Origin of the sequence: Mesorhizobium sp. M0830, from assembly GCF_040319965.1 — a bacterium.
Lineage (GTDB): Bacteria > Pseudomonadota > Alphaproteobacteria > Rhizobiales > Rhizobiaceae > Mesorhizobium.
The window spans coordinates 186,965-213,348 of the sequence record NZ_JAMYOR010000002.1; the positions used below are offsets into that span (position 1 = coordinate 186,965).

General features: G+C 61.8%; 28 protein-coding genes. 16 read left to right on the top strand and 12 right to left on the bottom strand.

Annotated features, from left to right (window positions below):
- Positions 1-6: 6 nt before the first annotated feature.
- The 5 genes from ctaD to NKI20_RS02400 all read left to right on the top strand — a co-directional run bounded on the left by ctaD (position 7) and on the right by NKI20_RS02400 (position 4,403).
- Complete coding sequence (gene ctaD / locus NKI20_RS02380; protein ID WP_023757648.1) at positions 7-1,776, top strand: cytochrome c oxidase subunit I; 1,770 nt, start codon at positions 7-9, stop codon at positions 1,774-1,776.
- Positions 1,773-2,477: a cytochrome c oxidase subunit 3 gene (locus NKI20_RS02385; RefSeq protein ID WP_023757649.1), complete on the top strand. Its 705-nt coding sequence runs from the start codon at positions 1,773-1,775 to the stop codon at positions 2,475-2,477. Before ctaD ends, NKI20_RS02385 begins: the two co-directional genes overlap by 4 nt.
- A 12-nt stretch (positions 2,478-2,489) precedes the next feature.
- Positions 2,490-3,209 (top strand): heme-copper oxidase subunit III family protein, encoded by a 720-nt coding sequence (locus NKI20_RS02390; protein WP_352827996.1) that lies wholly within the window; start codon positions 2,490-2,492, stop codon positions 3,207-3,209.
- A gap of 26 nt (positions 3,210-3,235) precedes the next feature.
- Positions 3,236-3,631: a cytochrome C oxidase subunit IV family protein gene (locus NKI20_RS02395; RefSeq protein WP_023757651.1), complete on the top strand. Its 396-nt coding sequence runs from the start codon at positions 3,236-3,238 to the stop codon at positions 3,629-3,631.
- A 298-nt stretch (positions 3,632-3,929) separates the two neighbouring features.
- Positions 3,930-4,403, top strand: coding sequence for an aminoacyl-tRNA deacylase (locus tag NKI20_RS02400; protein WP_023757652.1), 474 nt, complete (start codon positions 3,930-3,932; stop codon positions 4,401-4,403).
- A 56-nt stretch (positions 4,404-4,459) separates the two neighbouring features.
- On the opposite strand, the gene NKI20_RS02405 is transcribed toward NKI20_RS02400, so the two are convergent.
- The 3 genes from NKI20_RS02405 to NKI20_RS02415 form a co-directional block, all read right to left on the bottom strand.
- Positions 4,460-5,272: a DUF2189 domain-containing protein gene (locus NKI20_RS02405; RefSeq protein WP_352828087.1), complete on the bottom strand. Its 813-nt coding sequence runs from the start codon at positions 5,270-5,272 to the stop codon at positions 4,460-4,462.
- A 455-nt stretch (positions 5,273-5,727) separates the two neighbouring features.
- The gene (locus NKI20_RS02410; RefSeq protein WP_352827999.1) at positions 5,728-6,657 is read right to left on the bottom strand and encodes a heme o synthase; all 930 of its coding nucleotides are present in this window, start codon (positions 6,655-6,657) and stop codon (positions 5,728-5,730) included.
- Positions 6,658-6,845: 188 nt separating this feature from the next.
- Positions 6,846-7,226, bottom strand: a complete 381-nt coding sequence (locus tag NKI20_RS02415) for a c-type cytochrome (RefSeq protein WP_352828002.1) — start codon at positions 7,224-7,226, stop codon at positions 6,846-6,848.
- A gap of 571 nt (positions 7,227-7,797) precedes the next feature.
- Here NKI20_RS02415 and NKI20_RS02420 point away from each other — a divergent pair.
- On the top strand, positions 7,798-8,076 hold the full coding sequence (locus NKI20_RS02420; protein WP_023757656.1) for a hypothetical protein: 279 nt from the start codon (positions 7,798-7,800) through the stop codon (positions 8,074-8,076).
- A 433-nt stretch (positions 8,077-8,509) separates the two neighbouring features.
- On the opposite strand, the gene NKI20_RS02425 is transcribed toward NKI20_RS02420, so the two are convergent.
- Both NKI20_RS02425 and NKI20_RS02430 read right to left on the bottom strand, forming a co-directional pair.
- Entirely contained in the window at positions 8,510-8,755 is a 246-nt protein-coding gene (locus NKI20_RS02425) for a hypothetical protein (protein ID WP_352604868.1), read from the bottom strand.
- A gap of 182 nt (positions 8,756-8,937) precedes the next feature.
- Positions 8,938-9,228, bottom strand: coding sequence for a hypothetical protein (locus tag NKI20_RS02430; protein ID WP_023757657.1), 291 nt, complete (start codon positions 9,226-9,228; stop codon positions 8,938-8,940).
- 258 nt (positions 9,229-9,486) lie between these two features.
- Between NKI20_RS02430 and NKI20_RS02435 the strand changes: the two genes are divergently transcribed.
- A complete protein-coding gene (locus NKI20_RS02435) occupies positions 9,487-9,918 on the top strand; it encodes a cupin domain-containing protein (RefSeq protein ID WP_023757658.1) in 432 nt (143 codons plus the stop codon).
- A 78-nt stretch (positions 9,919-9,996) separates the two neighbouring features.
- Here the strand turns inward: NKI20_RS02435 and NKI20_RS02440 are convergent, their stop codons facing one another.
- Positions 9,997-10,452 carry a carboxymuconolactone decarboxylase family protein gene (locus NKI20_RS02440; RefSeq protein WP_023757659.1) on the bottom strand — a complete coding sequence of 152 codons (456 nt, stop codon included), beginning with the start codon at positions 10,450-10,452 and terminating at the stop codon, positions 9,997-9,999.
- A 269-nt stretch (positions 10,453-10,721) separates the two neighbouring features.
- On the opposite strand from NKI20_RS02440, the gene NKI20_RS02445 reads away from it, so the two are divergent.
- Positions 10,722-11,480, top strand: coding sequence for a copper homeostasis protein CutC (locus tag NKI20_RS02445; protein WP_023757660.1), 759 nt, complete (start codon positions 10,722-10,724; stop codon positions 11,478-11,480).
- On the top strand, positions 11,477-11,974 hold the full coding sequence (locus NKI20_RS02450; RefSeq protein WP_031259644.1) for a GNAT family N-acetyltransferase: 498 nt from the start codon (positions 11,477-11,479) through the stop codon (positions 11,972-11,974). The genes NKI20_RS02445 and NKI20_RS02450 overlap by 4 nt, the downstream gene beginning before the upstream one ends.
- A gap of 43 nt (positions 11,975-12,017) precedes the next feature.
- Here the strand turns inward: NKI20_RS02450 and NKI20_RS02455 are convergent, their stop codons facing one another.
- The 4 genes from NKI20_RS02455 to NKI20_RS02470 all read right to left on the bottom strand — a co-directional run bounded on the left by NKI20_RS02455 (position 12,018) and on the right by NKI20_RS02470 (position 17,160).
- Positions 12,018-13,040, bottom strand: a complete 1,023-nt coding sequence (locus NKI20_RS02455; protein WP_023757662.1) for an acyltransferase family protein — start codon at positions 13,038-13,040, stop codon at positions 12,018-12,020.
- Positions 13,041-13,294: 254 nt separating this feature from the next.
- Positions 13,295-14,092 (bottom strand): FAD binding domain-containing protein, encoded by a 798-nt coding sequence (locus NKI20_RS02460; RefSeq protein WP_023757663.1) that lies wholly within the window; start codon positions 14,090-14,092, stop codon positions 13,295-13,297.
- Positions 14,093-14,206: 114 nt separating this feature from the next.
- Entirely contained in the window at positions 14,207-16,555 is a 2,349-nt protein-coding gene (locus NKI20_RS02465; RefSeq protein WP_352604870.1) for a xanthine dehydrogenase family protein molybdopterin-binding subunit, read from the bottom strand.
- Between the two features lie 104 nt (positions 16,556-16,659).
- On the bottom strand, positions 16,660-17,160 hold the full coding sequence (locus NKI20_RS02470) for a (2Fe-2S)-binding protein (protein WP_352604872.1): 501 nt from the start codon (positions 17,158-17,160) through the stop codon (positions 16,660-16,662).
- A gap of 199 nt (positions 17,161-17,359) precedes the next feature.
- Between NKI20_RS02470 and NKI20_RS02475 the strand changes: the two genes are divergently transcribed.
- From NKI20_RS02475 to NKI20_RS02485, 3 genes are all read left to right on the top strand, one after another.
- Entirely contained in the window at positions 17,360-18,610 is a 1,251-nt protein-coding gene (locus tag NKI20_RS02475) for an FIST N-terminal domain-containing protein (RefSeq protein ID WP_352728616.1), read from the top strand.
- Between the two features lie 14 nt (positions 18,611-18,624).
- Positions 18,625-19,965: a hybrid sensor histidine kinase/response regulator gene (locus NKI20_RS02480; protein WP_023757667.1), complete on the top strand. Its 1,341-nt coding sequence runs from the start codon at positions 18,625-18,627 to the stop codon at positions 19,963-19,965.
- A 74-nt stretch (positions 19,966-20,039) separates the two neighbouring features.
- On the top strand, positions 20,040-20,594 hold the full coding sequence (locus NKI20_RS02485) for a GNAT family N-acetyltransferase (protein ID WP_352828011.1): 555 nt from the start codon (positions 20,040-20,042) through the stop codon (positions 20,592-20,594).
- Positions 20,595-20,623: 29 nt separating this feature from the next.
- On the opposite strand, the gene NKI20_RS02490 is transcribed toward NKI20_RS02485, so the two are convergent.
- Positions 20,624-21,307: a response regulator gene (locus NKI20_RS02490; protein ID WP_352828013.1), complete on the bottom strand. Its 684-nt coding sequence runs from the start codon at positions 21,305-21,307 to the stop codon at positions 20,624-20,626.
- A 173-nt stretch (positions 21,308-21,480) separates the two neighbouring features.
- On the opposite strand from NKI20_RS02490, the gene NKI20_RS02495 reads away from it, so the two are divergent.
- From NKI20_RS02495 to NKI20_RS02505, 3 genes are all read left to right on the top strand, one after another.
- Positions 21,481-22,176 (top strand): fumarylacetoacetate hydrolase family protein, encoded by a 696-nt coding sequence (locus NKI20_RS02495; protein WP_352828015.1) that lies wholly within the window; start codon positions 21,481-21,483, stop codon positions 22,174-22,176.
- Positions 22,177-22,180: 4 nt separating this feature from the next.
- On the top strand, positions 22,181-22,831 hold the full coding sequence (gene maiA / locus NKI20_RS02500; RefSeq protein ID WP_352828018.1) for a maleylacetoacetate isomerase: 651 nt from the start codon (positions 22,181-22,183) through the stop codon (positions 22,829-22,831).
- Between the two features lie 118 nt (positions 22,832-22,949).
- On the top strand, positions 22,950-23,990 hold the full coding sequence (locus NKI20_RS02505) for a zinc-dependent alcohol dehydrogenase family protein (RefSeq protein ID WP_352828020.1): 1,041 nt from the start codon (positions 22,950-22,952) through the stop codon (positions 23,988-23,990).
- A gap of 22 nt (positions 23,991-24,012) precedes the next feature.
- Here NKI20_RS02505 and NKI20_RS02510 read toward each other — a convergent pair whose 3' ends face one another.
- Positions 24,013-24,876, bottom strand: a complete 864-nt coding sequence (locus tag NKI20_RS02510) for a DMT family transporter (protein ID WP_352828023.1) — start codon at positions 24,874-24,876, stop codon at positions 24,013-24,015.
- A 104-nt stretch (positions 24,877-24,980) separates the two neighbouring features.
- On the opposite strand from NKI20_RS02510, the gene NKI20_RS02515 reads away from it, so the two are divergent.
- Complete coding sequence (locus tag NKI20_RS02515) at positions 24,981-26,381, top strand: aminotransferase-like domain-containing protein (RefSeq protein WP_352828025.1); 1,401 nt, start codon at positions 24,981-24,983, stop codon at positions 26,379-26,381.
- Positions 26,382-26,384 lie beyond the last annotated feature (3 nt).

A 26,384-nucleotide genomic window follows, 5' to 3' on the forward strand; every position in this document is an offset into this window, starting at 1 on the left:
GTTCCTATGGTCGACATCACACCTGCAGATGGCATCCCCCCGGCCGAAGTCGCGGAAGTGGAGCTTTACCATCCGCACAGTTGGTGGACGAGATACGTCTTCTCGCAGGACGCCAAGGTCATAGCCATCCAGTATTCGGCGACGGCAACGGGAATCGGCCTGGTCGCCCTGGTGCTATCCTGGCTGATGCGGCTGCAACTCGGCTTCCCCGGCACGTTCGACTTCATCACCCCGGAAGCCTACTACCAGTTCATCACCATGCACGGCATGATCATGGTGATCTACCTGCTCACCGCCCTCTTCCTCGGCGGCTTCGGCAACTATCTGATCCCGCTGATGGTCGGCGCGCGCGACATGGTTTTCCCCTATGTCAACATGCTGAGCTACTGGATCTACCTGCTCGCCGTGCTGGTCCTGGTGTCGAGCTTCTTTGCACCGGGCGGACCGACAGGCGCCGGCTGGACGCTCTACCCGCCACAAGCCATCATGAGCGGCACGCCGGGCGGCCAGGACTGGGGCATCATCCTGATGCTCTCCTCACTGATACTGTTCATCATCGGTTTCACGATGGGCGGCCTGAACTATGTGGTGACGGTGCTGCAGGGCCGCACGCGCGGCATGACGATGATGCGCCTGCCGCTGACCGTCTGGGGCATCTTCACAGCAACCGTCATGGCGCTGCTTGCCTTTCCGGCGCTGTTCGTCGCCTGCGTCATGATGCTGCTCGACCGCGTCCTCGGCACCAGCTTCTTCATGCCGGCGATCTCCGAGATGGGCGAGCAACTGCAGCACAATGGCGGCAGCCCGATCCTGTTCCAGCACTTGTTCTGGTTCTTCGGCCATCCCGAGGTCTACATCGTGGCGTTGCCGGCCTTCGGTATCGTCTCCGACCTGATCAGCACCCATGCACGCAAGAACATTTTCGGCTATCGGATGATGGTTTGGGCCATCGTCGGCATTGGCGCGCTGAGCTTCGTGGTCTGGGCGCACCACATGTATGTCAGCGGCATGCACCCCTATTTCGGCTTCTTCTTCGCCACCACGACGCTGATCATCGCCATTCCGACCGCCATCAAGGTCTACAACTGGGTGCTGACCTTATGGCGCGGCGACATCCATCTCACCATACCTATGCTCTTTGCCCTGGCCTTCATCGTCACCTTCGTCAATGGTGGGTTGACCGGGTTGTTTCTTGGCAATGTCGTCGTCGATGTTCCGCTGTCCGACACGATGTTCGTCGTCGCCCACTTCCATATGGTCATGGGTGTCGCCCCGATCCTCGTGGTGTTTGGCGCGATCTATCATTGGTACCCGAAGGTCACGGGGCGGATGCTCAACGAAATGCTGGGCCGGTTCCATTTCTGGGTCACCTTCCTCGGCGCCTACCTGATTTTCTTCCCCATGCACTACCTCGGCCTGATGGGCGTGCCGCGGCGCTATGCTGAACTGACCGACATGACTGTCATGACCGAGTCAGCCCACCACCTGAACTCGTTCATCAGCATCATGGCGTTCATCGTCGGCTTCGCCCAGATGGTGTTCCTGTTCAATCTCATCTGGAGCATCCGCCATGGCCGCGAGGCCGGCGGCAATCCGTGGCGGGCCACGACCCTCGAATGGCAGACGCCGCAAACACCGCCGGCCCACGGCAATTTCGGCAAGGACCTGCCGATCGTCTATCGCTGGGCCTATGATTACAGCGTGCCAGGCGCCAAGGAGGATTTCATTCCGCAGAACATGCCGGGCTCCTTCGGCCCCTCGAGGGAGCCGGCATGAGCGTCATCATAGTCTTCCTGTTCGTCATCGCCGGCTTTGCCGGATGGTGGCTTTCACATCAGGGGCTGATGTCGAAGCCATGGCTCGAGCAAGGTCTGGCCGGGGATTTTGTCGCCCTCGACCGGTCGGCGCTACCCACCGCCAAAATCGGCCTCGGTGTCTTCCTCGCCGTTGTCGGCTGCCTGTTCGCGCTCTTCACCAGCGCGTATTTCATGCGGATGGCGGTGTCGGACTGGCAGCCGCTGCCGCTGCCGCGGCTGCTCTGGCTCAACACCGGCGTGCTGGTCCTGAGCAGCATTGCCCTGCAATGCGCCACGGTCGCGGCGCGCAGGGGCCAGATCGACATGGTCAGGCTCGGCCTCGCCACGGCCGGGCTCACGGCGCTTGCCTTCCTGATCGGACAGCTCATGGCATGGCGGCAGCTGACCGCCGACGGCTATTTTCTGACCTCCAATCCGGCCAACAGCTTTTTCTACCTGATCACCGGCATGCATGGCCTGCACATACTGGGCGGGCTGGTGGGCCTCGGCAGAACAACCGCCGGCGCCTGGAACGCAGCGCGGCCCGAACGGCTTCGCCTCAGTGTCGAGTTGTGCGCCATGTACTGGCATTTTCTGCTCTTCGTCTGGCTCGCCGTCTTTGCCCTACTGGCCGGCTGGGCCGCGACGTTCATCGACATTTGCCGACAGTTGCTGACCTAAGGGATCAAACGAATGGCAGAGACACTCACGCATACCCAGACGACGGAGCCACGGCCCTCAGGCTGGCAAGGCATTGCCGCCGACTGGTCCTCGGATCAGCGGGCGTTCAAGAACGTGTCCTGGGGCAAGGCCATGATGTGGATCTTCTTGCTCAGCGACACCTTCATCTTCGGCTGCTTCCTGCTCTCCTACATGACCGCTCGCATTTCGACACGCGTGCCGTGGCCCAATCCGAGCGAGGTCTTTGCGCTTCGTATCGGCGGCTCGGATATCCCGCTGATCCTTATTGCGATCATGACCTTCGTGCTGATCTCGAGCAGCGGAACAATGGCCATGGCGGTCAATTTCGGCTATCGCCGCGACCGCCGCAAGACAGCGATCCTGATGCTTCTGACCGCGGCACTCGGCGCAACCTTTGTCGGCATGCAAGCCTTCGAATGGACCAAGCTGATCACCGAAGGGGTACGGCCCTGGGGCAACCCCTGGGGCGCCGCACAATTCGGATCGACTTTCTTCATGATCACCGGTTTCCACGGCACCCATGTGACGATCGGGGTGATCTTCCTGATCATCGTGGCGCGCAAAGTATGGCGCGGAGATTTCGACACCGGGCGACGCGGCTTCTTCACCAGCCGCACGGGGCGCTATGAAAATGTCGAGATCATGGGGCTGTACTGGCACTTCGTCGATCTGGTCTGGGTATTCATCTTCGCATTCTTCTATCTTTGGTGAGAGGCAGGCTTTGGTGAGAGGAAAAAATGGCTGAAGCAACCGCAAACGGCCTCGGGCAACACGCACTTCACGCTGCGCATGAAGCGCCGGCCGCCGTCGCCCATGCCGACGCGCATCAGGAACATCCGATCAAACTCTATCTGGTGGTCTGGGCATGGCTGTTCATCCTCAGCACGTGCTCCTACCTGGTCGATTATTTCGGCCTTCACGGCTATCTCAGATGGTCGCTGATCCTGATCTTTATGATCCTCAAGGCAGGGCTGATAGTCGCCGTATTCATGCACATGGCTTGGGAACGGCTGGCGCTGGCCTATGCGATCATCCTGCCGCCGATACTGGTGCTGGTGTTCGTGACAATGATGGTCCTCGAAGCGGACTATACGCTTTTCACCCGGCTGACGTTTTTCGGGTCCGGGCCCTGAGGCCCAATCCGGAGTGCCATGGCATTCTGGTCAGGCCCCACGCATCCGGCGTGTGTCCAGTTCGGTGGCCGGCGCCTTGAAACAATCGGCAACTGGCCCATTTTGTTAGAGCATGATCCCGAAAAGGGGATCCGGTTTTTGCTCCACCGATCTTCGTTTCGAAAAAGATCTTGCTCGAACAACAAGAGAGCCGATCCCGACTTTCGGAACAGAACAGGCTCTGACATCGGAAACGACATAAGCGGGATGATTGCCGTCGTTTCCCGATGCGTCGCAAACTCCGGCAAGGGAGGCCAAGATGACAATCGCGAACAGACTGAAGGACTTCATCGACGGCAAGGGAATTCCCTACGACACCGTCGCTCATCATCGCACTTCGACAAGCAGGCAGGCGGCAATAGCCGCGCATGTGCCCGGCAGCATCATGGCGAAATCCGTGGTCGTTCACCACGAGCTTGGCTATGCAGTGGCCGTGGTTCCGAGCACCCACAGGATCGAGCTCGGCACATTGCAAGACGTCATGGACAAGCGTCTCGGACTCGCCTCCGAAGACGAGATGGCTTCGCTCTTCGGCGATTGCGACACCGGCGCGATCCCGCCGATCGGCGCGGCCTACAATGTGCCAGTGATCGTCGATGAAAGCCTTGGCGACGCCACCGACGTCTACTTCGAAGGCGGCGACCATAAAACGCTAGTGCATGTCAGCGGCAAGGATTTCCGCAACCTGACGATGGGTGCCTACCAGGCCCGCTTCAGCCACGCGGCTTACTGACGGCTTCGATCATCCCGCACCGCACTCTCGCCGGCGCGGGATGGGGCAGAACGTTCTCAACTCGCCGATCTGGAGGGCGGCTCCACGACCTTGCGGTAGACATGCCAGGTGGCGTGACCGAGAATCGGCAACACGACGGCCAGCCCGGCGAACACCGGCAGCGAGCCGATGATCAGGGCGACGGCGACAATCAGCCCCCAGACAGCCAGGGTGATTGGGTTGGCCAGCACCGCGCGCACAGAGGTGTGTATGGCTTCGTAAGCGCCGACGTCGCGGTCGAGCAACAATGGGAAGGCAATGACCGTTGTGCACAACACGACCGCGGCGAAGACGAAGCCGATGGCGTGACCCAGGATGATCAGCGTCCAGCCGCGTCCGGTGGCGAATATTTCGTTGATGAAGCCGGATATCGATGCCGGCGGCGCCGGGCCGAAGAGATACTGGTAAAATAGCTGGGCGGTCAAAAGCCATGTGATGAAGATTGCCAGCAGCATGATCCCGACCGCCGCGATGGCCGGCAGCGCCGGAGAATTCCTGACCTCGAAAGCATGCCTCCAGGAGGTGTCGAGTCTGGCTTCCCGTCTGCGGCTGATTTCATAGAGACCTATCGCCGCAAAAGGGCCAATCAGCGCAAAACCGGAGACGAGCGGAAACAACAACGGCAACGCATTGGCACCCGACGTCCAGACGGCGAGGACGACTCCCACCAGCGGATAGATCAGGCAGAGAAAGACGATGTGCGACGGCTTGACCATGAAATCGTCGACGCCACGCTTGAGCGCGTCGAAGAGGTCAGAAACACCGATTTTTCGAATTTTGGTATGCTCCAGCGTCTCGCTGGCGCCTGCTATCACATGAAAACTTGCCATGACCGTTCCTCCAGAGCGGGTCCGGTGAGGTCGCCGTTTCACGGCGCTGCCGTTCTGCATGATTGGCCACGCAAAACCGCGACCTGCACCGCAACCAACATACTCTTTTGCCAGGGACTTGTCGCCCTTTGTCGGAAGAACTCCGCCGGCTAGCTCTGAAGGTTCTTTTCCGATATTCTCATACAGCGCCGCGCGTCCTTTTTGGGCGCGCAAAGGACGCTGTACCGCGTTGGCTGGCGCATGATCCTTGCCGAAAATCGATTCCGATTTTCAAGGTTCATGCGGCGAGTCAAAGGTGAATGCCATGGACGGAAGGACGCTTCTCATACTCGGCCTTGGCATAGTCGCCCTGCTGATCCTGGGATTCTGTGCAATACCATCGTGATCGCGGATCCGGTCCTGGCAATTGCTAACCTCTCGGCTCGTCAAGTATTCCAAGAACAGCGGTCAGGCCGTCAACCTGGCATGAACGCCCGCATTGCGATGGTGTCGGCAAGCAGCATGGCAAAGATCGCAAAAAGATAGAAAATCGAGAAGGCGAACAGCGCCTTTGCAGTCTTCATCTCCGCGTCTGGAGCGGCCAGGACCTTCCAGGCGTGCCAGATGAAACCCGCGCCCAATGCAGCCGAAACAAGTCCATAAAATACGCTCGCGAATCCAGCCGCCCAGGGCAGCACGCCGATTGGCGCCAAGAGCAGAGAATAGGCGAGTATCTGTTTTCTGGTCGACGCCTGGCCGGCCACGTTTGGCATCATCGGGATGCCGGCAGCTGCGTAGTCGCCGACCTTGAACAACGCGAGCGCCCAAAAATGCGGCGGCGTCCACAGAAAGATGATCAGGAACAGGATGACGCTTTCGATGCCGATCGCGCCAGTGGCGGCCGCCCAGCCAATGACAGGCGGAAGGGCACCTGCCGCGCCGCCGATGACGATGTTCTGCGGCGTCGAGCGCTTCAGCCACATCGTATAGATGACGACGTAGAAAAAGATGGTGAAGGCCAGCAGCGATGCGGCAAGCCAGCCAACTAGAACGCCGAGCGTCATGACCGAAAGCGCGGAAAGCACCAAGCCGAAGCCGAGCGCTTCACCCGGCGTGACGCGGCCCGACGGAACCGGCCGTTTTGACGTGCGCGACATCAGCGCGTCGATATCGGCGTCGTACCACATGTTGAGGGCCCCGGCCGCTCCTGCTCCGATCGCAATCGCACCGATTGCAATCACGGCGATGACCGGATTCATCGCGCCAGGCGCCGCCATCAGGCCAACGAAAGCAGTGAATACTGCAAGCGCCATGACCCGCGGCTTCATAAGCGTGAAGAAATCACCCGCCGTCGCTTCCGAAAGGCGGATGCCGGTATCCTTGAGGCGGCTTTCCCTAGTCGACATCGCAGACCGATGGAAGCAGGCAACCCAATGCAAGTCGCTCAAAAGTGGACGCGACGCGCATTAGGCCACGATCCCGAACTGAAGGCGCGCGCGTGCAAAAACTGGAACACGGTTTTTGCTCACGTTGCCCTCCGGTCCGGATAGACCACGACAGGACAAGCGGTTAGCCATATTGCGGAGGAGCCACGTCACTTGGAGAACGTTTTCAGATAGGCAATGACGTTGGCCACGTCTGCATCGTTCTTGAGGCCGGGAAACGCCATCTTGGTTCCTTTGACCATGGCTTTGGGATCGTGAAGATAGGTGGTCAGTGTTGGCTCGTCCCATTTGACGCCGGATTTGCCGGCCGCAATCATGGCATCGGAATATTTGAAGTCCGGATGCGTACCGGCGGTCCGGCCGATGACGCCGTGCAGCGATGGGCCGATCTTGTTCTTATCCTCGTCTGCGATGTGGCAGACCTTGCATTTGGTGAAGACCTTCTCGCCAGCCGCAGCGTCCTGAGCCTGCGACGGATTGGTAGCGAAGGTTGCAACGGACACGACGGCGAAAAACGCGACCAAGCGCATGACTTTTTCCTCCCTATCGTCAAATGTGCCTGAGACGATCCGCACATGCCGGTACCAACAGAAATGCGCCTTTCACGGCAGAACAGATTGTCCCCTTCTCCCATATGGATTGCGACACCTATATAACACGGAATCTGGCCGGCAGGTAGAAGAGGCTTACCGTCCAAAGGTTTAGGCGGTCTGCAGCATGGCGAGCGAAACCGCGCGTTCCTCGATTTCGGTTTCGGAGTTCGCTCGTCGATGATGTCGCGACGCCGGGCCTCCGCGCTTTCGCCAAGGCAGGCATATGCCCTGCCTTGGCTTCTGCGATCTCGTCAGGATTTCTTCTCGCCGTTTGGATTGGGCACCGGTGCCTCTCGCACGTCTCGCGGTGGCGGTTCGACATGTTCAAGTTCTGACGGTGCTTTTTTGTCGCGATGGACAGGTAGCTCCTTCGGTTCGGGGCTCGGTGGCGGTTCCTTGATCGTGTTGGACATGATCCAGTTAACCGGATCGCCGGTCTCTTGTTCCCGTCAGGAGCTTAAAAACTGGAAGCCGGAGGAACCGGGGGCGTTGAAGAGCGTTCTGTCGCATGCTCAAGAAAATCGCCCTCGCCGCCGTGTTGGTCCAGGTTGCCGCCTTTTCGGCTCTCATAACCCAAACGATCCTTTTTGCGTCCGCGGCCACCCAAGCTGCCAGTACGCAGCCCAGCGATCCTGTTGCTGTCACCGGGGAAGGATGCGCCAAGGCGACGCCCCAAGATTCCCGATCTGAAATATTTCCAATCCCAAACACGCCCGATCATTGCCTTAAGCGAATTGAGCCGAGGAAGCTTATCACGACGACCTTGATTATCGCCGGGCGACAATAGCCCCAGACTTGGATCGATCTTCCAAGGCTCAGGCAGCCCACCACCAGCCCTTCACCCGTCCGCGCTGGCCATCTCCCCTCATCGCCAATCCACCCAATTTAAGTCAGGGCGCTATGCTTGAAAGCGCAACGATCTCTGCTACTTGCGGCGCGGGGCTTGTGCATTTGAGTTCGACAAAATTGGCAATGACTTCAGTGAATATGGAATGCCCGCGCTGTCACGGCAGCGGCAGGATATTCGACTGTTCCAAATGGTATGCGTCAAACGGCCATTGCTGCCCGCAAGGCACCCATCGGATCGGTTGCCCCGGAAAGACGATCGCATGCTCGGGATGTGCCGGCCTGGGGACGCTGGCAGAATCTGTGCTGAGTGCCGTCGCGTAGCCCTCGATCGGATCGCATGACGAGCGCGGCTCCGACGCGTCCGGACTATCTTACTCCGGTGGTGGTTCTTCAGGTGGTGGCGTCAAAACTGTGATGTCCATTCTGGCGATCTTGGATGCTGCGCGACCTTGCGCACCAGAATCCACGTCGCCGCTTGCGGCAACCATGATTTTGGCGAGATGTCCGACGGCGTCTGCGCTGCGGCCTGGCGAAAATTCTTCGCTCGTTTCCGGCTTTCCCACCCCCGTCTGTTTTTCGGGTACTTGCCGAGGTTGATTTGCAATTGCGGCAATCATTCGAACCTCCTGTTGCAACACCCGAATCTTATATTAGCGTTGGCTGTTGTGAGGCTGACCTGGCAAGTCCGCCGGCAGCCGCAGTCAGGAGGCGTGAAAAACCTGGGAAATGGGGAGTCTTGCGACCGAGCCGCAAGGCGGCTCGGCGACGGGCAATTCCCGTCCGGTTCAGTTGGGGACGGCTAACAACCTTCGGTGGTCTTTTTCACATGGCCTGGAGCAGCCGTCTTGGCATCGGTGTCCTGCTGACCAGGAGCGGACTGTTTCGCACTGCCGGTTTGTTGGCCCGGCGCACAATCCTTGGCAGAGTTCGGATTGATGCCGCTCGTGGTCGTCTTGTCGGTGCCCTGGTCGGTGGTGCTTGGCATAGTTGTCGTCGTCGTCGACGACCCGCTGGTTGATGTGCCGGACTGAGCAAATGCAAATCCGGCGGACATGACAAGGAAGGCCGAGGTCAGAAGAATGTTTTTCATGATCAACTCCTGATTTAGCGAGCGATAAAGCGCCTCGACACCAACCGAGAGCTGAACGAACGGTTCCCTGAAAACGGCGATTGTTCCAAAAACGTGCAGAGGCGACCCGGCAGGCAACCCGGAGCCTGTCTGTGTCACCGACCTACTCTTGGCCGCTAGCCCAACTCTGCCGCACGAGGCCCACTAGACCCGGCGCCCAGCGCAACCTTGCATGCCAGTGGCCGCCGCGCGATGCTGTCGCCAGGGTTGGAACGAATCATGCGAAAAATTCTGGTGTCGGGGCTGCTGCTCGCGGCGGTTTTTTCCGTAAATCCGGCTCGGGCGCTGGACAGCAGCGGAGCGCCCGTCGTGGTGACGCCACTGGCATCGCGCACGACGACCGCGTCCGGTCAGCCGATCATGCTGCCGCAGAAGAACGTGCAGGTGCTGGTGTCGACCTATGACATCGCGCCAGGCGCGACTTTACCGGTTCACAGACATCCCTTCCCGCGCTACGCCTATGTCCAGGCCGGAACGCTGAAGGTCACCAATGTCGAGACCGGCAACAGCAACACCTACAAATCAGGCGATTTCATTATCGAAATGATCGGTCAGTGGCATCAGGCCACCAATATCGGCGATGGCCCGGTCAAGCTACTGGTCATCGATCAGGTCGAGGAAGGCGCCAAGAATACGGAACTGCGCCAGTAGCGGCCAAGGCGATATCCGCGCCCAGATGTCAGGAGGTGTGCCGCGCGTCACAGTGCACCGCCCCACCCCCGTGCAAGGCTAGCCCCAACTACCGACCATCTGCCTCGTGGTGGCGTTCAGCCGGTTGAAGGCGTTGATGAGCGCAATCTGGATGACCAACGCGGCCAGCGCCTTTTCATCATAATGCCGGGCGGCCTCGTCCCAGACATCGTCCGGTACCGCGTCCGACCGGTCGGCGAGCCGTGTGCCGGCCTCGGTAAGCGCCAGCGCCGCGCGCTCCGCCTCGGTGAAGTAGGGTGTCTCCCGCCATGCCGCGAGTGCAAAGATGCGCTCGTCCTTTTCACCGGCCTTCTTCAGTTCGCGGGCATGCATGTCGACGCAGACGGCGCAGTTGTTGATCTGGCTGGCGCGCAGATGGATGAGCTTGCGGGTGACATAGGGCAATTCGGCTGACTCGGTCGACTTGTCCAGCGCCAGCAGCGCCTGCACGGAACCGGGAATGAGCATCACCGGGTTCTTGATTCTTGCTTGCATGGTCTTTCTCCTTTGAGGTGTTCGTCGGGACGCGTTTTGCCGACCCGGATGCAAGGCATCCGAGGTTGTGAATTTGAAAGGATTGTCGGCCGCAACGCCGCGCTGCCACAGGAAACCAATAACCACATGGCTATGGGTTTACCCATAACTCAACAGTTATGAGAGTCAAGCAGGAAATGTCCGCTGGCCCAAATGGCGGCGCTGTTCGCGCTTTCACACCAACCGGCCCAATGCTAGGGCTGGCGGCGACATCATGGATTGGATAGCCCTTGACCAGAGAAACTCGCCTGCCGCTGATCGAAATCTGTGTCGAAGGTATCGACGGCCTTCTGGCAGCACAGGCTGCCGGCGCCGACCGGGTCGAACTGTGCGCCAGCCTCATTGAAGGCGGCATCACGCCGAGCCTCGGCACCGTGCGCGCCGCCCTCGACCAGGCGACCGTGCCATTCCACGTCATGGTGCGGCCGCGCGGCGGGGATTTTCTCTACAGTGAGAACGAGTACGCATCGATGCTCGCCGATGTCTCGGCGCTGCGCGACCTCGGCGTACCCGGCGTGGTGTTCGGCTGCCTGAACGGCGACGGCACCATTGACGAGGCGCGCATGAGCGAACTGACGCAGGCTGCCGGGGCCTTGAACGTCACGTGCCACCGCGCTTTCGACATGACGCGTGACCCGGCCGAGGCGCTCGAAGCGCTGATCCGCAGCAAGGTCGGCCGCGTGCTGACCAGCGGCCAGCGTGACACCGCCATCGAAGGCTTGCCGCTGTTGGCGGATCTGGTGCGGCAGGCCGGCGATCGCATCGTCATCCTCGGCTGCGGCGGGCTCGATCTCGGCAACATTGCCGAAGTGCGCAGAAAAACCGGTCTGTCCGAAATGCATTTCGCCGCCCTCAGGGAGGTGCCGAGCGCCATGGATTATCGCAACCCCCAGGTCGGCATGGGCGGCTCCGACCTCGACCGCGAGTATCGCAACACACTGACCGACACCGACCTGGTGGCAGCCACCATCAAGGCAGCCAAGGCATGATCACAATCCCTGCCCCGATGACCCGCGTATCCGCCGAAGACGAAGCGCAGATCCTGGCGCTCAACAACGAGCATGCCGCAGAACTGTCTTGGCTCGAGCCCGAACGGCTCTCCTTCCTGCTTGGGGAAGCATTTTACGCGCGCCGCATCGGCGATCTCGAAGCGTTCATCATGACTTTTGATCAGGACGCCCGTTACGACAGTCCGAATTTCTTATGGTTCCGCGAACGCTACGAGCGCTTCATCTATGTCGACCGCGTCGTCGTCGCGGCGCAAGCGCGTGGCCGCGGTCATGCCCGCCGGCTCTATCAGGACCTGTTCGGCCATGTTGAGCGCGCCGGCCACACGCTGGTCACCTGCGAAGTCAACATCGACCCGCCGAACCCCGCCTCGGATGCCTTTCACGCCGCCCTCGGCTTTGCCGAAGCCGGCGACGCCGTGATCTATGGCGGCAAGAAAGCGGTGCGCTATTACGTCAGGTCGCTGCAGGCATAGACAGGCCGAGCGCACCGCAAAACGCCTGAACGGCTCGATTGCCTCACCAATTGCGGTTGAGCCATTCACGAGCGGGGCGCTCGATGACGTAGTAGCTGCAGAGCGCGCAGGCAAAGACGCCGGCGAGCATCAGGACCGGCGCACTGCCTTGCTCGTAGACGAATTTGTAGAACGGCTGCTGCCACAGATACAGCGAGTACGACCACAGGCCCAGCGTCGCCATCGGCCAGGAGGACAGCAATCCGGAAAAATAGCGCGGGCTGAAATCGAGCACATTGACGGCCAGAGCCAGCAGCGGGACGGCGAGGAGATAATGGATCGGCGTCGGCACCGGATCGAGGAACAGCAGAACGGCACAGATCGATGCAGCGAGCGCCACATGCTTGCCTGTCATGATCGACGGCAGCCTGCCATCGGCCTTGAGCAGGCAGATCGAAGCCGACAGCAGGATCGACGCGATGTGCACGTCGGTGCGCCAATAAGTGGTTTCGTAATCCATCCCGAGGACCCAGTACGAAACCGCGCCGTTGGCCATGGCAAGCGAGGCCAGCGCCAGGAGCAGTACGACGACGCGGGAGCGCGTTGAGACGATCACGCTGATCAGCGCCAGGATGACATAGGCATGCTCCTCGATGCAAAGCGACCAGATATGGTCGAGCGCCCCTGCCCGCGTCACCAGAATGCCGGCATAATTATACGTGAATGTCAGTGCCGTCAGCGCCGCCTTCCACTTGAAGGAGATGAACGTGCTGACGAGCGCAATCATCGCGACGATCACAAAAACCAGGAGAGCCGGGTAGATGCGGGAGAACCGGCGCTTGAAGAATTTCTTCAGCGGATAACGTTCGATGAACAGGATCTCGCCCATCAGCCGGCCGCTGAGCACGAAGAAGAATTCGACGCCCAGTACGCCGAGATTGATTCCGGGGACAGGGAAAAAATGGCCGATCAGGACCAGCCCGATTGAAAGACCACGCCAGCCGTCGAGATAGGCCAGTCTTGTTCGGGCCGGTCTGTCGGCGGCGGATCGAGACGGAACGACATGCGTCGAGGAGATGTCGGTCATGCCGATCCTTTCGCATTTAGGCATGCGAAAGGGCACGGCGGTGAACCGCGCCGACCCGGCTCGCATTCCCGCCCCAGTCCATATTGCAGTGCAAGATAAACTTGTGCAAGCGCGAGATTGCTGCGGATCAGTACCGGCCGAAGGGTCGACCGCAATTGTCTCAAGCAAAGGGTTGGTGCGCGAACTGGACAACGACAGTTGCAACTCACAAAAGGGGCCAACGAGGCCCCTTTCGTTGTTCGCAGCTGATCGTATCAGGCGTTGGCGGCAGCCACCGCGCGCTTGGCCATCACCGCGATCAGATTGGCGCGATAGTCGGCCGAGGCATGGATGTCGGTCATCAAATTCTTCGCCGAAACCTTCACGCCATCGAGCGCCGCGACCGCGAAATTCTTGGCGAGTGCGGCCTCGATCTCCTTCGAGCGGAAGACGCCGTCGTCACCAGCACCGGTAACGGCAACGCTGACGCCATCCTTGCCCTTGGCCACGAACACGCCAACGATGGCGTAGCGCGATGCCGGATTGCGGAATTTTTCATAGGCCGCCTTGGCCGGCGCGGTGAAGGTGACGGCGGTAATGATTTCGCCATCCTTCAACGACGTCTCGAACAGGCCCTTGAAGAACTTGTCGGCCGCGATCTGGCGCTTGTTGGTGACGATGGTGGCGCCCAACGCCAACAGCGCCGCCGGATAATCGGCCGCCGGATCGTTGTTGGCGACCGAGCCGCCGATCGTCCCCTTGTGGCGCACCGCCGGATCGCCGATCAGTGATGCCATATGGGCAAGCGCCGGACAGGCCTTCTTCAGCTTCTCGTCGTTGGCGACAGCGTGATGCGTGGTGGCAGCACCGATGGTGACCGTCTTGCCCGACACTGTAACACCCTGCAGCTCCTTGATCCGCGACAGGTCGACAAGGTCGGACGGTGCGGCGAGCCGGGTCTTCATTGCCGGGATCAATGTCATGCCGCCCGAAAGCAGCTTGGCGTCGCCCGTCTTGACCAGCTTGGCGGCATCGGCGACCGAGGCGGCACGGTGATAATTGACTGAGTACATTTGTATTTCTCCCTGGGTGAAAGAGCGAATAGGGAGGAACGATTAGCGAATAGGATTTGTCCCGTCGCACCGCCTTCTCTTCCCGATTCGCTGCTCCCTATCCGCTATTCGCATTCAATGTTTCGTCGCGCGGATCGCTGCCCACACGGCGGACGGCGTTGCCGGCATGGCGAGATCGTTGCTGCCGATGGCGTCGGTGATGGCATTGATCACCGCCGGCGGCGAGCCGATGGCGCCGGCTTCGCCGCAGCCTTTGATGCCGAGAGGATTGCCCGGGCATGGCGTGTTCGAGGTCGAGACCTTGAACGACGGCAGGTCGCCGGCGCGCGGCATGGTGTAGTCCATGTAGCTCGCGGTCAAAAGCTGACCGCTATTGTCATAGTGGGCGCCTTCGAGTAGCGCCTGGCCGATGCCTTGCGCCAGTCCGCCATGCACCTGGCCCTCGACGATCATCGGGTTGATGATGTTGCCGAAATCGTCGGCGGCGACGAACTGGATGATCTCGGTCATGCCGGTTTCCGGGTCGACCTCGACCTCGCAGATGTAGCAGCCGGCCGGGAAGGTGAAATTCGACGGATCATAGAACGCCGTCTCCTTCAGCCCTGGCTCCATGCCGCCCGGCAGGTTGTGGGCGGTGTAGGCGGCGAGCGCCATCTGGAACCACGGAACGTTCTTGTCGGTGCCGGCGACCTTCAGCGCGCCGTTCTCGATGATGATGTCGCCTTCGTCGGCCTCGAGCAGGTGGGCGGCAATCTTCTTGGCCTTGGCCTCGACCTTGTCGAGCGCCTTCGCGACGGCCGACATGCCGACCGCACCCGAGCGCGAGCCATAGGTACCCATGCCCATCTGCACCTTGTCGGTGTCGCCATGGACGATCGAGACGGAATCGAGCGGCACGCCGAAGCGCTCGTTGACCAATTGCGCGAAGGTCGTCTCATGCCCCTGGCCATGGCTTTGCGAGCCGGTCAGTACTTCGATCGTGCCGACGGCATTGACGCGCACCTCGGCACTTTCCCAAAGGCCGACACCGGCGCCCAGCGAACCGACCGCCGCCGACGGCGCGAGGCCGCATGCCTCGATGTAGCAGCTCATGCCGATGCCGCGCAGCTTGCCTTTCCTTGCAGCCGCCGCTTTGCGCTTGGCAAAGCCGGCATAGTCGGAAGCCTTCATCGCCGCGTCCAGCGAAGCGGCGTAGTCGCCGGCGTCATAGTTCATGATAACCGGAGTCTGATGCGGGAACGATGTGATGAAGTTCGTTCGGCGAAGATCCGCCGGAGACACGCCCAACTCACGAGCGGCGGTCTCGATGGCGCGTTCGAGCAGATAGGTAGCTTCCGGTCGACCTGCCCCGCGATAGGCATCGACCGGCGCGGTATTGGTGTAGACGGTGCGCACATTGGCATGGATCGCGGGAATATTGTACTGGCCCGACAACAGGGTCGCGTAGAGATAGGTCGGTACACAGGACGAGAACAGTGACATGTAGGCGCCAAGATTGGCCACGGTGTCGACTTTCAGGCCGGTAATCCTGTTGTTCTTGTCGAAAGCCATCTCCACCGTGGAGATATGGTCACGGCCGTGGGCGTCGGTAAGAAAACTTTCGGTGCGGTCGGCCACCCATTTGACCGGCACGCCGGTTTTCTTCGAGGCCCACAGGCAGACGATCTCTTCCGGGTAGATATAGATTTTCGAGCCGAAGGCGCCGCCGACATCCGGCGCGATGACGCGCAGCTTGTTTTCCGGCGCGACATTGTAGAAGGCGCTCATCACCAGCCGCGCCAGATGCGGGTTCTGCGAGGTCGTCCAGCAGGTGTAGTGGTCCTCGGCCTTGTCGTAGTAGCCAAGCGCGGCACGCGGCTCTATGGCGTTGGGCACCAGCCGATTGTTGACGATCTTCATGCGGGTGACGTGGGCAGCGGCCTTGATCGCCGCGTCGGTCGCCTTGCCATCGCCAAGCTCCCAATCGAAGATCAGATTGTTGTCAGCTTCCGGGTGGATCTGCGGTGCGCCCTTCTCGAGCGCCTTAGACGCATCGACGACGGCCTTCAATTCCTTGTAGGTGATCTCGACCGCTTCGGCGGCATCGCGTGCCTGCCCCTTGGTCTCAGCGACGACGATGACGACGGCATCGCCGACGTAACGGACCCGGTCGAAAGCGAGTGGCGACCACGCCCCCATCTTCATCGGCGAGCCATCCTTGGAATGGATCATCCAGCCGCAGATGAGGTTGCCGATGCCGTCGGCCTTGAGTTCCTTGCCGGTCAGCACGCCGATGACGCCGGGCATGCCTTGAGCCTTCTTGACGTCGATCTTCTTGATCTGCGCATGCGCGTGCGGGCTGCGCACGAAGGCTGCATGCTTCATGCCTGGAACCACCATGTCGTCGACGTAGCGGCCGGCGCCGGTGATGAACCGTTTGTCTTCCTTGCGCGCGACCCGAGCGCCAACACCTTCAATGCCCATCAGAAATTCCTCCCGGTGAATAGTGGATGGTGAATTGGTGAATGGTCGAAATGGAGGAGGAGCCCGCGGCCGCTCTACTCACTATTCACCATTCACTATTCACCCTAGGCAGCCTGTTTCGCCTTGCCCTTGGACGCCTTGGACATCGTCTTCGATGCAGCGAGGATCGCCTTGACGATGTTGTGGTAGCCGGTGCAGCGGCAGATGTTGCCTTCGAGCTCGGCGCGCACAGTCGCCTCGTCGAGGCCTTCGGGATGGCGATTGATCATATCGGTCGCCGTCATGATCATGCCCGGCGTGCAGAAGCCGCATTGCAGCCCATGATGTTCCTTGAAGGCGGCCTGCACCGGATGCAGGTCGGCGCCGTTGGCCAGGCCTTCGATCGTCACGACGGTCGAGCCGGAGGCCTGCACGGCAAGCATCGTACAGGATTTGACTGCCTTGCCGTCAACATGAACGACGCAGGCGCCGCATTGCGAGGTGTCGCAACCGACATGCGTTCCGGTAAGGCCGAGATTTTCCCGCAGGAAGTGAACCAGAAGCGTTCGGTCTTCGGCAGCACCGCTGACCCGTTTTCCGTTCACCATCAACGAAACGTCCGACATGGTCCCTCCCTGGGTATCAACCTTGGTCTTCACGCTGCCGACGCGGTGTTTGCGCGTCAACCCCATGCATTATTCGTACACCGCACAACGGACAAAAAACAGCACGTCGCAAACGCGGCACATTATACTTTCGGTCATGGCCACGCCCCACCCTGCAATCCCGGCCTGCCCATTGCCAAAACACAGATTGAAGGCAACAATGTTTGTCGACGCGGGCGCCAAAGCACACAAAAAACAGGGCGCGCACAAAAACGCGTCGGAGGAAACGCGGAGAACATCGCTGGCCAATTCACGGACGCGCTATGCATGCGGCCTGTCGGCGCTCACCACGGACGAGCCCGACATGGAGGCGTTCGCCAGGGCGATCGCGCTGGAGGCAGCCGTGATCGACGCCGGCTTTGCGCTGCTGTTCTTTTCCCAGAGCCTGGTCGAGGCCAGCGCGCTTTCCCAGGCGCTCATGACCCACGCACCGGCCCTCCATCACGCTGGCTGCTCGACCGCCGGCGAGATCACGCCGCAAGGCCTCGAGGATGGCCACGTGCTCGCCATGCTGCTTCCGTCCGCCGTGTTCACCGCCGTCAGCGTGATGGTCGACAATTTGTCGTCGTCGGGCATGGACATCATCACCAGTGAGGTCGAGGCCTTGCGGCGGTCGCTGCGCGCGCGCCTGGGTTGCGATCGCACCCAGGGAACGTTCGCGCTCTGCTTCATCGACGGACTTTCCTATGCCGAGGAAGCGGTGAGTTCGGCCATCCATTGGGGCCTAGACGACATACCGCTGCTTGGCGGCTCGGCCGGTGACGATCTGAAATTCGAGACGACGCGCCTGATCTCGAACGGCAAGGTCACCTCCGACAGCGCCATCATCGTACTGGTAGCAACCGAAATTCCTTTCCATGTCTTCAAGACCGACAATTTCGTTCCAACAGACGAAAAGCTGGTGGTGACGTCGTCAGATCCCGATCACCGCATCGTGCGCGAGTTCAATGCCACCAATGCCGCGGAGGAATATGCCGCTTCCGTCGGCATCGTCGCGCAGATGCTGACGCCGCTGAGCTTTGCTTCGCATCCGGTGGTGGTGAAGGTCGGCGGTGAATATTACTGCCGTTCGATCCAGAAGATGCATCCCGACGGCTCGCTGTCATTCTTCTGCGCCATCGACGATGGCGTCGTGCTGTCGATCGCCCAGCCCAAGGACATGATCGAAGCGACGCGGGCGGCACTGCGCGATGTCGAGGAGAGGCTTGGCGGCATCGACATGATCCTCGGCTTCGACTGCGTGCTGCGCCGGCTGGATGCGCGCAACCGGCAAGTGTTTCGCGACATCTCGGAACTCTACCGGGTCAACAATGTCATCGGCTTCGGCACCTATGGCGAACAGTACCGGTCGATGCATCTCAACCAGACTTTTACCGGCATCGCCTTCGGCGAGCGCCAGGCGGCGGAATAAGGCGGCGGAATACGATGCCGCTGAGGGACATAAACGATCTTGAAAAGCTGAAGAAGATCAACGCGGCACTGGTCAGCCGCGTCGAACGGTCGATGGACCAGCAAGGCAACGCCTTCTCGCTGTTCCAGACAGCGATTTCGCTGGAAAACCGGGTGCGCACGCGAACCGAGGAACTGCACTCGACCTTGCGCCGGCTGGAGCAATCGAACATCGACCTCAGCGCCGCCAAGGAAAACGCCGAACTGGCAAACCTGTCCAAGACAAGGTTTCTCGCCGCCGCCAGCCACGACGTGCTGCAGCCGTTGAACGCGGCCCACCTCTCCGTTTCGGCGCTCGCCGAAGTGCAGACCAGTGACGAGGGCAAGAAGCTGGTGCGGCAGGTCGAGCGCTCGCTGGAGACGATGGAGGACCTGCTGCGCACGCTGCTCGACATCTCCAAGCTCGATGCCGGCGTGGTGCAGCCCGACATAAGCGACGTCAGCCTGGAGGCGCTGTTCTCGTCGCTGCGTTCGGATTTCCAGCCGGTGGCGGAACTGAAAGGACTGTCGCTGAAGTTCCGGCCGGTCAATGCCGTGGTCCGCTCCGACCGCACGCTGCTGCGCCGCATCCTGCAGAACATCCTTTCCAACGCGCTGGGCTATACCCGCTCGGGCGGCGTGCTGGTCGGCACCAGGCATCGCGGCGACACCATCCGCATCGACGTCGCCGACACCGGCTGCGGCATCCCCGACGACCAGCGCGAGGCGGTGTTCGAGGAATTCCATCGCGGCACCTCGTCCGCCAATGCCGAACTGGACGGTGGCGGTCTCGGCCTCGGACTTGCCATCGTGCGCCGCATGTCCAGCGCGCTCGGCCATCCCGTGACGTTTTCATCGAAGGTCGGGCGCGGCACCATCTTCCACATCGATGTTCCCGTCGGCTTCGGCGCCCCGGCCGCCGCGATCGCCAGCCTTGCCGACATGGAACGGCCCCGCGGCTATGGGCTGTTCGGCACCAAGGTGCTGCTGGTCGAGAACGATGTCGAAGTGCTGCAGGCCATGATCTTCCTGCTCGAGCGCTGGCAATGCCTGGTGCGGGCCGCGACCTCGACCGACGATGCCCTCGACATGCTCGGCGACACCGACTGGGTGCCCGACATCGTCATTGCCGACCAGCATCTCGACGGCGGCGATCTCGGCACAGCGACCATCGCCGAAGTTCGCGACTATCTCGGTCGCGCCGTTCCGGCGCTGATCGTCACCGCCGACAGTTCCGAAGCGGTCGCCAAGGCGGCGCGTGCGGGTGGCATCGAACTTATGCGCAAGCCACTGAAGCCGGCGCAGTTAAGGGCACTGCTGGCGCATTTGCTGGCTTAGGGCGGAACTACGGTGACAAGTGCGCATTTGCCTGGCAACCGAAACCCGATGGCGACTGTCGGCGTTTGTGGGCAATGAGCTTTAGAGTCGAACCGCTTGCTCGACAGAATTGGCCGGCGTTCGTGGATCTGTTTTCGGTGAGCGGACCGGTCGGTCGTTGCTGGTGCATGTACGGAAAGATTGGCCCGGCTTACCGCCAGCGGCTACCCGATGAAAATCGGCGTGCATTTCAGCAATCGGCGTTATCTGGCGATGTGCCCCAGGGCCTTTTGGCCTTCGACGGAGAAATGACCGTGGGATGGTGCCAAATCACGCCCGTCGAAGCAGTGCCTTACCTCAAGACAAGGTGGACCGGCGCCGAAGACCGTCGGGAAAAGACATGGTTCATCTCCTGCTTCTACGTCCGCAAGGGCCATCGTCGACGCGGGATAACTCGAGTACTGATCAAGGCGAGCATCGCTCACGCAAGACGACATGGCGCCGAGGCGATCGAGGCGATGCCACTCGATGGCAGCAAGTCGCCGAGCGCAACGGGTAGCGGGTACGTGTCGACCTTCGAGAGCGCAGGGTTCCAAGCCATAGCACACCGCGATGCGGCCCACCCGCTGATGAGACTTTCATTGTCATAAGCCACGACGCGCACGCCCGCCGTTGGCCTTCAAAACCCAGCCTGGTCCCGAAACAGCTCCGCATTGTCGAGCTTCGACACCTCGATCACCGCCTGCGTGCGGCTGTAGACATTGAGCTTGCGCAGGATTTCCGACACATGCGCCTTCACCGTGGTTTCGCCGACCTGCAGCTCATAGGCGATCTGCTTGTTGAGCAGGCCCTGGCGTAGCATCTGCAGCACCCGCAGCTGTTGCGGCGTCAGCGTCGACAGGCGCTGCACCATGTCGGCGCGGTCGACGCTTTCGGCGTCGGGCGTGCGGCCTTCATAGGTTTCCGGCACATAGATCGCGCCTTCCATCACCGAACGTATGGCGGCGGCCAGATCGCTCTTGCGCGCCGATTTCGGAATGAAACCGGCGGCGCCATAGGACAGCGCCTCGGAAATGATCTTCGGCTCCTCATGGCCCGAGACGACCACCACCGGCAGGCGCGGATACCGGGTTCGGAGCTGCAGCAGGCCATCGAAGCCGTGCACGTCGGGCATGCTGAGATCGAGAAGCGCAAGGTCGAACGACTTGGCGCCGGCCAGAAGGTCGAGCGCCTCGGTGATCGAGCGCGCTTCCACCGTGTCGACTTCGGGATAGGCCATCTGCACTGCGCTGTGCAGCGCCTCGCGAAACAGCGGATGGTCGTCGATGATGAGGAACCGGGCGCGATCGTGGATTGCGGTCATGGGGGTTCGTTTCAGTTCAAGGGCGATTAGGATAACCCCGCCACCATGGCCAGATTATTGCCAAATAGTATATCGCCATCTCCGGCGGAAAGTGCCGTCGGCATGGTCTCGACCAAATTGCCTTGCCCGGGCGCCCAAATCGGTCGAATGTTACCCGCCAAGCAGAGACCCGCATGACAGAATTCGTCCTTCCCTCGCCCGCAATCCCATCGGTGGCCGTTGCAGGCTCACTCGAGCGTTTCGCGGTGCGCCGCATCTTCTGCGTCGGCCGCAACTACGCCGCGCATGCCCGCGAGCTCGGCAATGACGAGCGCGATCCGCCTTTCTTCTTCACCAAGCCGGCCGACGCGGTGGTCGATTCCGGCGCTGATATCCCCTACCCGCCGCTGACGGCCAATCTGCACCACGAGATCGAGCTGGTTGCCGCGATCGGCAAAGCCGGCTTCCGCATTCCCCGTGACAAGGCGCTGGATCATATCTGGGGCTATGGCGTCGGTATCGACCTTACCCGGCGCGATCTCCAGGACGAGGCCAAGAAAACTGCCCGTCCGTGGGACTGGGCGAAGGCGTTCGACCGCTCCGCGCCTTGCGGTCCGCTGGTCCCCGCACAGATATCCGGCCACCCGCAAAAGGGCCGCATCTGGCTCGCCGTCAACGGCCAGGTCAGACAGGACGCCGATCTCGCCGAGCTGATCTGGCCGATATCGGATATCGTGTCGATTTGCAGCGAGGCGATGGAGCTGCAGCCCGGCGACCTGATCTTCACCGGCACGCCGGCCGGCGTCGGCGCGGTTCGTGCCGGCGACACGATGACTGGTGGCGTCGAGGGCGTCGGCACGATCGAAGTGACCATCGGCCAACCGAAGTGAGCGCATGAGCGACCTCGTCCTGCACAACTACTATCGCTCCTCCACCTCCTACCGGGTGCGGATCGCGCTGGAGATGAAAGGGCTGCACTACGACTACGTGCCGCATCATCTGCGCCATGGCGAGCATCTGGAACCGGCCTATCTCGCAGTCAATCCGCAAGGGCTGGTGCCGGCGCTTGTTCTCGGCGACGGCACGCTGCTGACGCAATCGCTGGCGATCATCGAATTCCTTGACGAGACCAGCCCGGAACCACCGCTGCTGCCAAGCGATCCGGCCGGTCGGGCACGCGTGAGAATGCTGGCGCAGATGATCGCCTGCGACATCCACCCGGTGAACAATCTGCGCGTGCTGACCTCGCTGCGCACCCTGTTCGGCGCCGGCGATCAGGACATCACCAACTGGTTCCGCCATTGGGTGAACGAAGGCTTTCAACCGCTTGAGAAGATCCTGGCTTCGTCGCCCGAGACCGGCACATTCTGCCATGGCGAGACGCCGGGGCTGGCTGACATCTGCCTGGCCGCGCAAGTCACCAGCAACGCCCGCTTCGGCGTCGACCTGAGCCCCTATCCGACGATCGCTCGCATCAACGCCGCGTGCATGGCGCTGCCGGCTTTCCAGAAGGCGGCGCCCCAGAACCAGATCGATGCTGAATAGGGCTTCATCGGCCGACGCGTAACGTCGGCGCCCGGTTCTGGCGGAATCGATTTCCGCTTGACCCAACTGGGAATCGGCTATCGTTTTCCTGCAACGCAGCAGGGTGGGAGTGTGATCTATGAGAGCCGTCGTCTTCGAGAAATTCGGCGAAGCGCCGACGATCCAGACTGTTCCCGATCCGAAGCCGGCTGCCGATGGCGTCGTCATCAAGGTCGAGGCGACAGGGCTTTGCCGCAGCGACTGGCATGGTTGGATGGGGCATGACGACGGCATTACGCTGCCGCATGTGCCGGGGCACGAACTGGCCGGCATCGTGGTCGCCTCCGGCAAGCAGGTCACCCGCTGGAAGGCCGGCGAACGCGTCACCGTGCCGTTCGCCGTCGGCTGCGGCCGCTGCTTCGAGTGCAATTCGGGCAATCACCAGGTCTGCGAGCACCAGACGCAACCTGGCTTCACCGGCTGGGGCTCATTCGCCGAATATGTCGCCATCGAACACGCCGATACCAATCTGGTGCGCTTGCCCGACGAGATGGAATTCGCCACCGCCGCCAGCCTCGGCTGCCGCTTCGTCACCTCGTTTCGCGCCATTGTCGACCAGGGCCGGGTCACGCCCGGCGAATGGGTGGCGGTGCATGGCTGCGGCGGCGTCGGCCTGTCGGCGATCATGATTGCCAGCGCCATGGGCGCAAATGTGATCGCCATCGACCTCACCGACGAGAAGCTGGATTTCGCCAAAAAGATCGGCGCCGTCGCCACCATCAATGCGTCCACGACGCCGAATGTGGTCAAGGCGGTCAAGCAGATCACCAATGGCGGCGCGCACATGTCGATGGACGCGCTCGGCCACCCCACCACCTCGTTCAATTCGATCGCCAATCTGCGTCGGCGCGGCCGCCATGTGCAGGTCGGCCTGATGCTGGGCGAGCATGCCCGGCCGCAGGTGCCGATGGACAAGGTGATCGCCTTCGAACTCGAAATCCTCGGCAGCCACGGCATGCAGGCCTACCGCTACCAAGCGATGATGGACATGATCCGCAACGGCAAGCTCAGGCCCGAACTGCTCGTCGGCAAGAAGATCAGCCTCGACGAAGCACCCGCGGCCCTGATGGCGATGGGCGGCTTCGAGGGCATCGGCATCGGCGTGGTGACGAAGTTTTAGCAGCGGGAGCTACTTCCCCGACCTACCTTGCAAACTTCTTCGCGCCGAACACGCACAGCACCACGCCGAGCGTGACGACGACCATCAGCGGGCTGACCTGCTCGTGCAGCAGCGTCGCCGCCAGGGCGAGGCCGAAGAAGGGCTGCAGCAACTGCAACTGCCCGACGGCGGCGATGCCGCCTTGCGCCAGCCCACGATACCAGAAAACGAAGCCGATCAGCATGCTGAACAACGAGACGTAGCCCAGTCCGATCCAGGCGTTGGATCCTACGCCGGCAAAGGACGGCGGCTGCGTCGCGAAAGTCAGCACCAGCATGATCGGCAGCGACAGCACCAGTGCCCAGCAGATCACTTGCCAGCCGCCAAGCTTGCGCGACAGTGCGGCACCCTCGGCATAGCCCAGACCGCAGGCGACGATGGCGGCGAGCATCAGACCATCGCCCACCGGCGAAGCCGTCACGCCTTGCGTCAGGGCAAAGCATGCGACCAGCGCGCTTCCCACGCATGAAAACAGCCAGAATGCCGGGCGCGGACGGTCGCCGCCGCGCAGCACGCCGAAGATCGCGGTCGCCAACGGCAGCAGGCCGACGAAGATGATGGAATGGGCCGTGGTGACGTGCTTCAGCGCCAGGGCGGTCAGCAGGGGAAAACCAATGACGACGCCAAGCGCGACGATCACCAGCGACAGCAGATCGCCGCGCTCCGGGCGTTTCTGCCGGAACAGGAGCAGCAGCGCCAGGCCAAGCAGTCCGGCAATCGCCGCCCGGGCCGACGTCAGGAATGTCGGATCGAAAGCCTTCACCGCCACGCGCGTCGCCGGCAGCGAGCCGCTGAAGATCAACACGCCGATGAATCCGTTCACCCAGCCACTCGCGATCTTGCCCATCATAAGCTCCGTTTGTCGGCTCTGTATCGAGCGGGGCCCGTGGCATCGCCAGAGACAATGCGGTACAGTTGTACAAAACTGTCATGGGCAATTGAGCAGTACGGATGGACAAACAAACCATAGGCGAGAGCAGCGGAACGCTGGTCGAAGGCGTCATGACGACGATCCGTCAGCGGATCGCGGCGCGCAGCCTGACGCCGGGAGCGCGATTGCCGTCGATCCGCGCCTTCGCCAAATCCATGCAGGTGTCCAAATCCACCGTGGTCGAAGCCTATGAGCGGCTCGCCGCCGAAGGCGCGATCCGCTCGCGGCCGGGCTCGGGCTTCTATGCTGCCGGCTCGCTGGCGCCGCTGTCGCTGGCCGAGATCGGTCCCCGCCTCGACCGCGCTGTCGATCCGCTCTGGATCTCACGCCAGTCGCTGGAAGCCGGCGACGACATGCTGAAGCCCGGCTGCGGCTGGCTGCCGGCCTCTTGGATGCCGCAGGCCGGATTGCGCCGGGCACTGCGCACGGTGGCGCGCGCGGCCGATATTTCGCTGGCCGACTACGGCACGCCACTCGGTCTGCCGCCGCTGCGGCAATTGCTGGCGCGGCGCATGGCCGGACACGGCATCGAAGCCTCGCCTGAGCAGATCATGCTGACGGAATCGGGCACCCAGGCCATCGACCTCCTGTGCCGGTTCCTGATCGAACCCGGCGATACGGTGCTGGTCGACGACCCCTGCTATTTCAATTTCCACGCTCTGCTGCGCGCCCACCGGGCCAAGGTTGTCAGCGTCCCCTACACGCCGTCGGGGCCGGACATCGACCTGTTCGCGCAGGCTTTGGCCGAGCATCGGCCGCGCCTCTACATCACCAACTCCGCCATCCACAACCCGACCGGCGCGGTGTTGTCGCCGGTCACGGCGCACCGGCTGCTCAAGCTCGCCGACCAATCGGATCTGACCATCGTCGAGGACGACATCTTTGCCGACTTCGAACATGCGCCTGCTCCGAGGCTGGCAGCGTTCGATGGCCTGAGCCGTGTCGTCCATATCGGCAGCTTTTCCAAGACGCTGTCGGCGTCCGTTCGCTGCGGCTTCATCGCGGCGCCGCGCGACTGGATCGAGGGCCTGACCGACCTCAAGATCGCCACGACCTTCGGCGGCGGGCGGCTTGCGGCCGAACTGGTGCTGACCTTGCTGAAGGACGGCAGCTACCGCAAGCACATGGATTTGCTGCGCGCGAGGCTTGCGCGCGCCATGGGCGAGACGAACGCCCGCCTGAAGGCGATCGGCGTCACGCCCTGGATCGACCAGCCGGCCGGCCTGTTCCTGTGGTGCAGGTTGCCGGATGGGGTGGATGCGGCCGAAGTGGCCCGCCGCGCCTTGGCCGACAACATCGTGCTGGCGCCCGGCAACGCATTCAGTCTGTCCGGAACGGCCAGCCGTTTCCTGCGCTTCAACGTTGCCCAATGCGCGGACGAGCGGATTTTCAAAGTGCTCGAGGCGGCAATGGTGCATTGATTG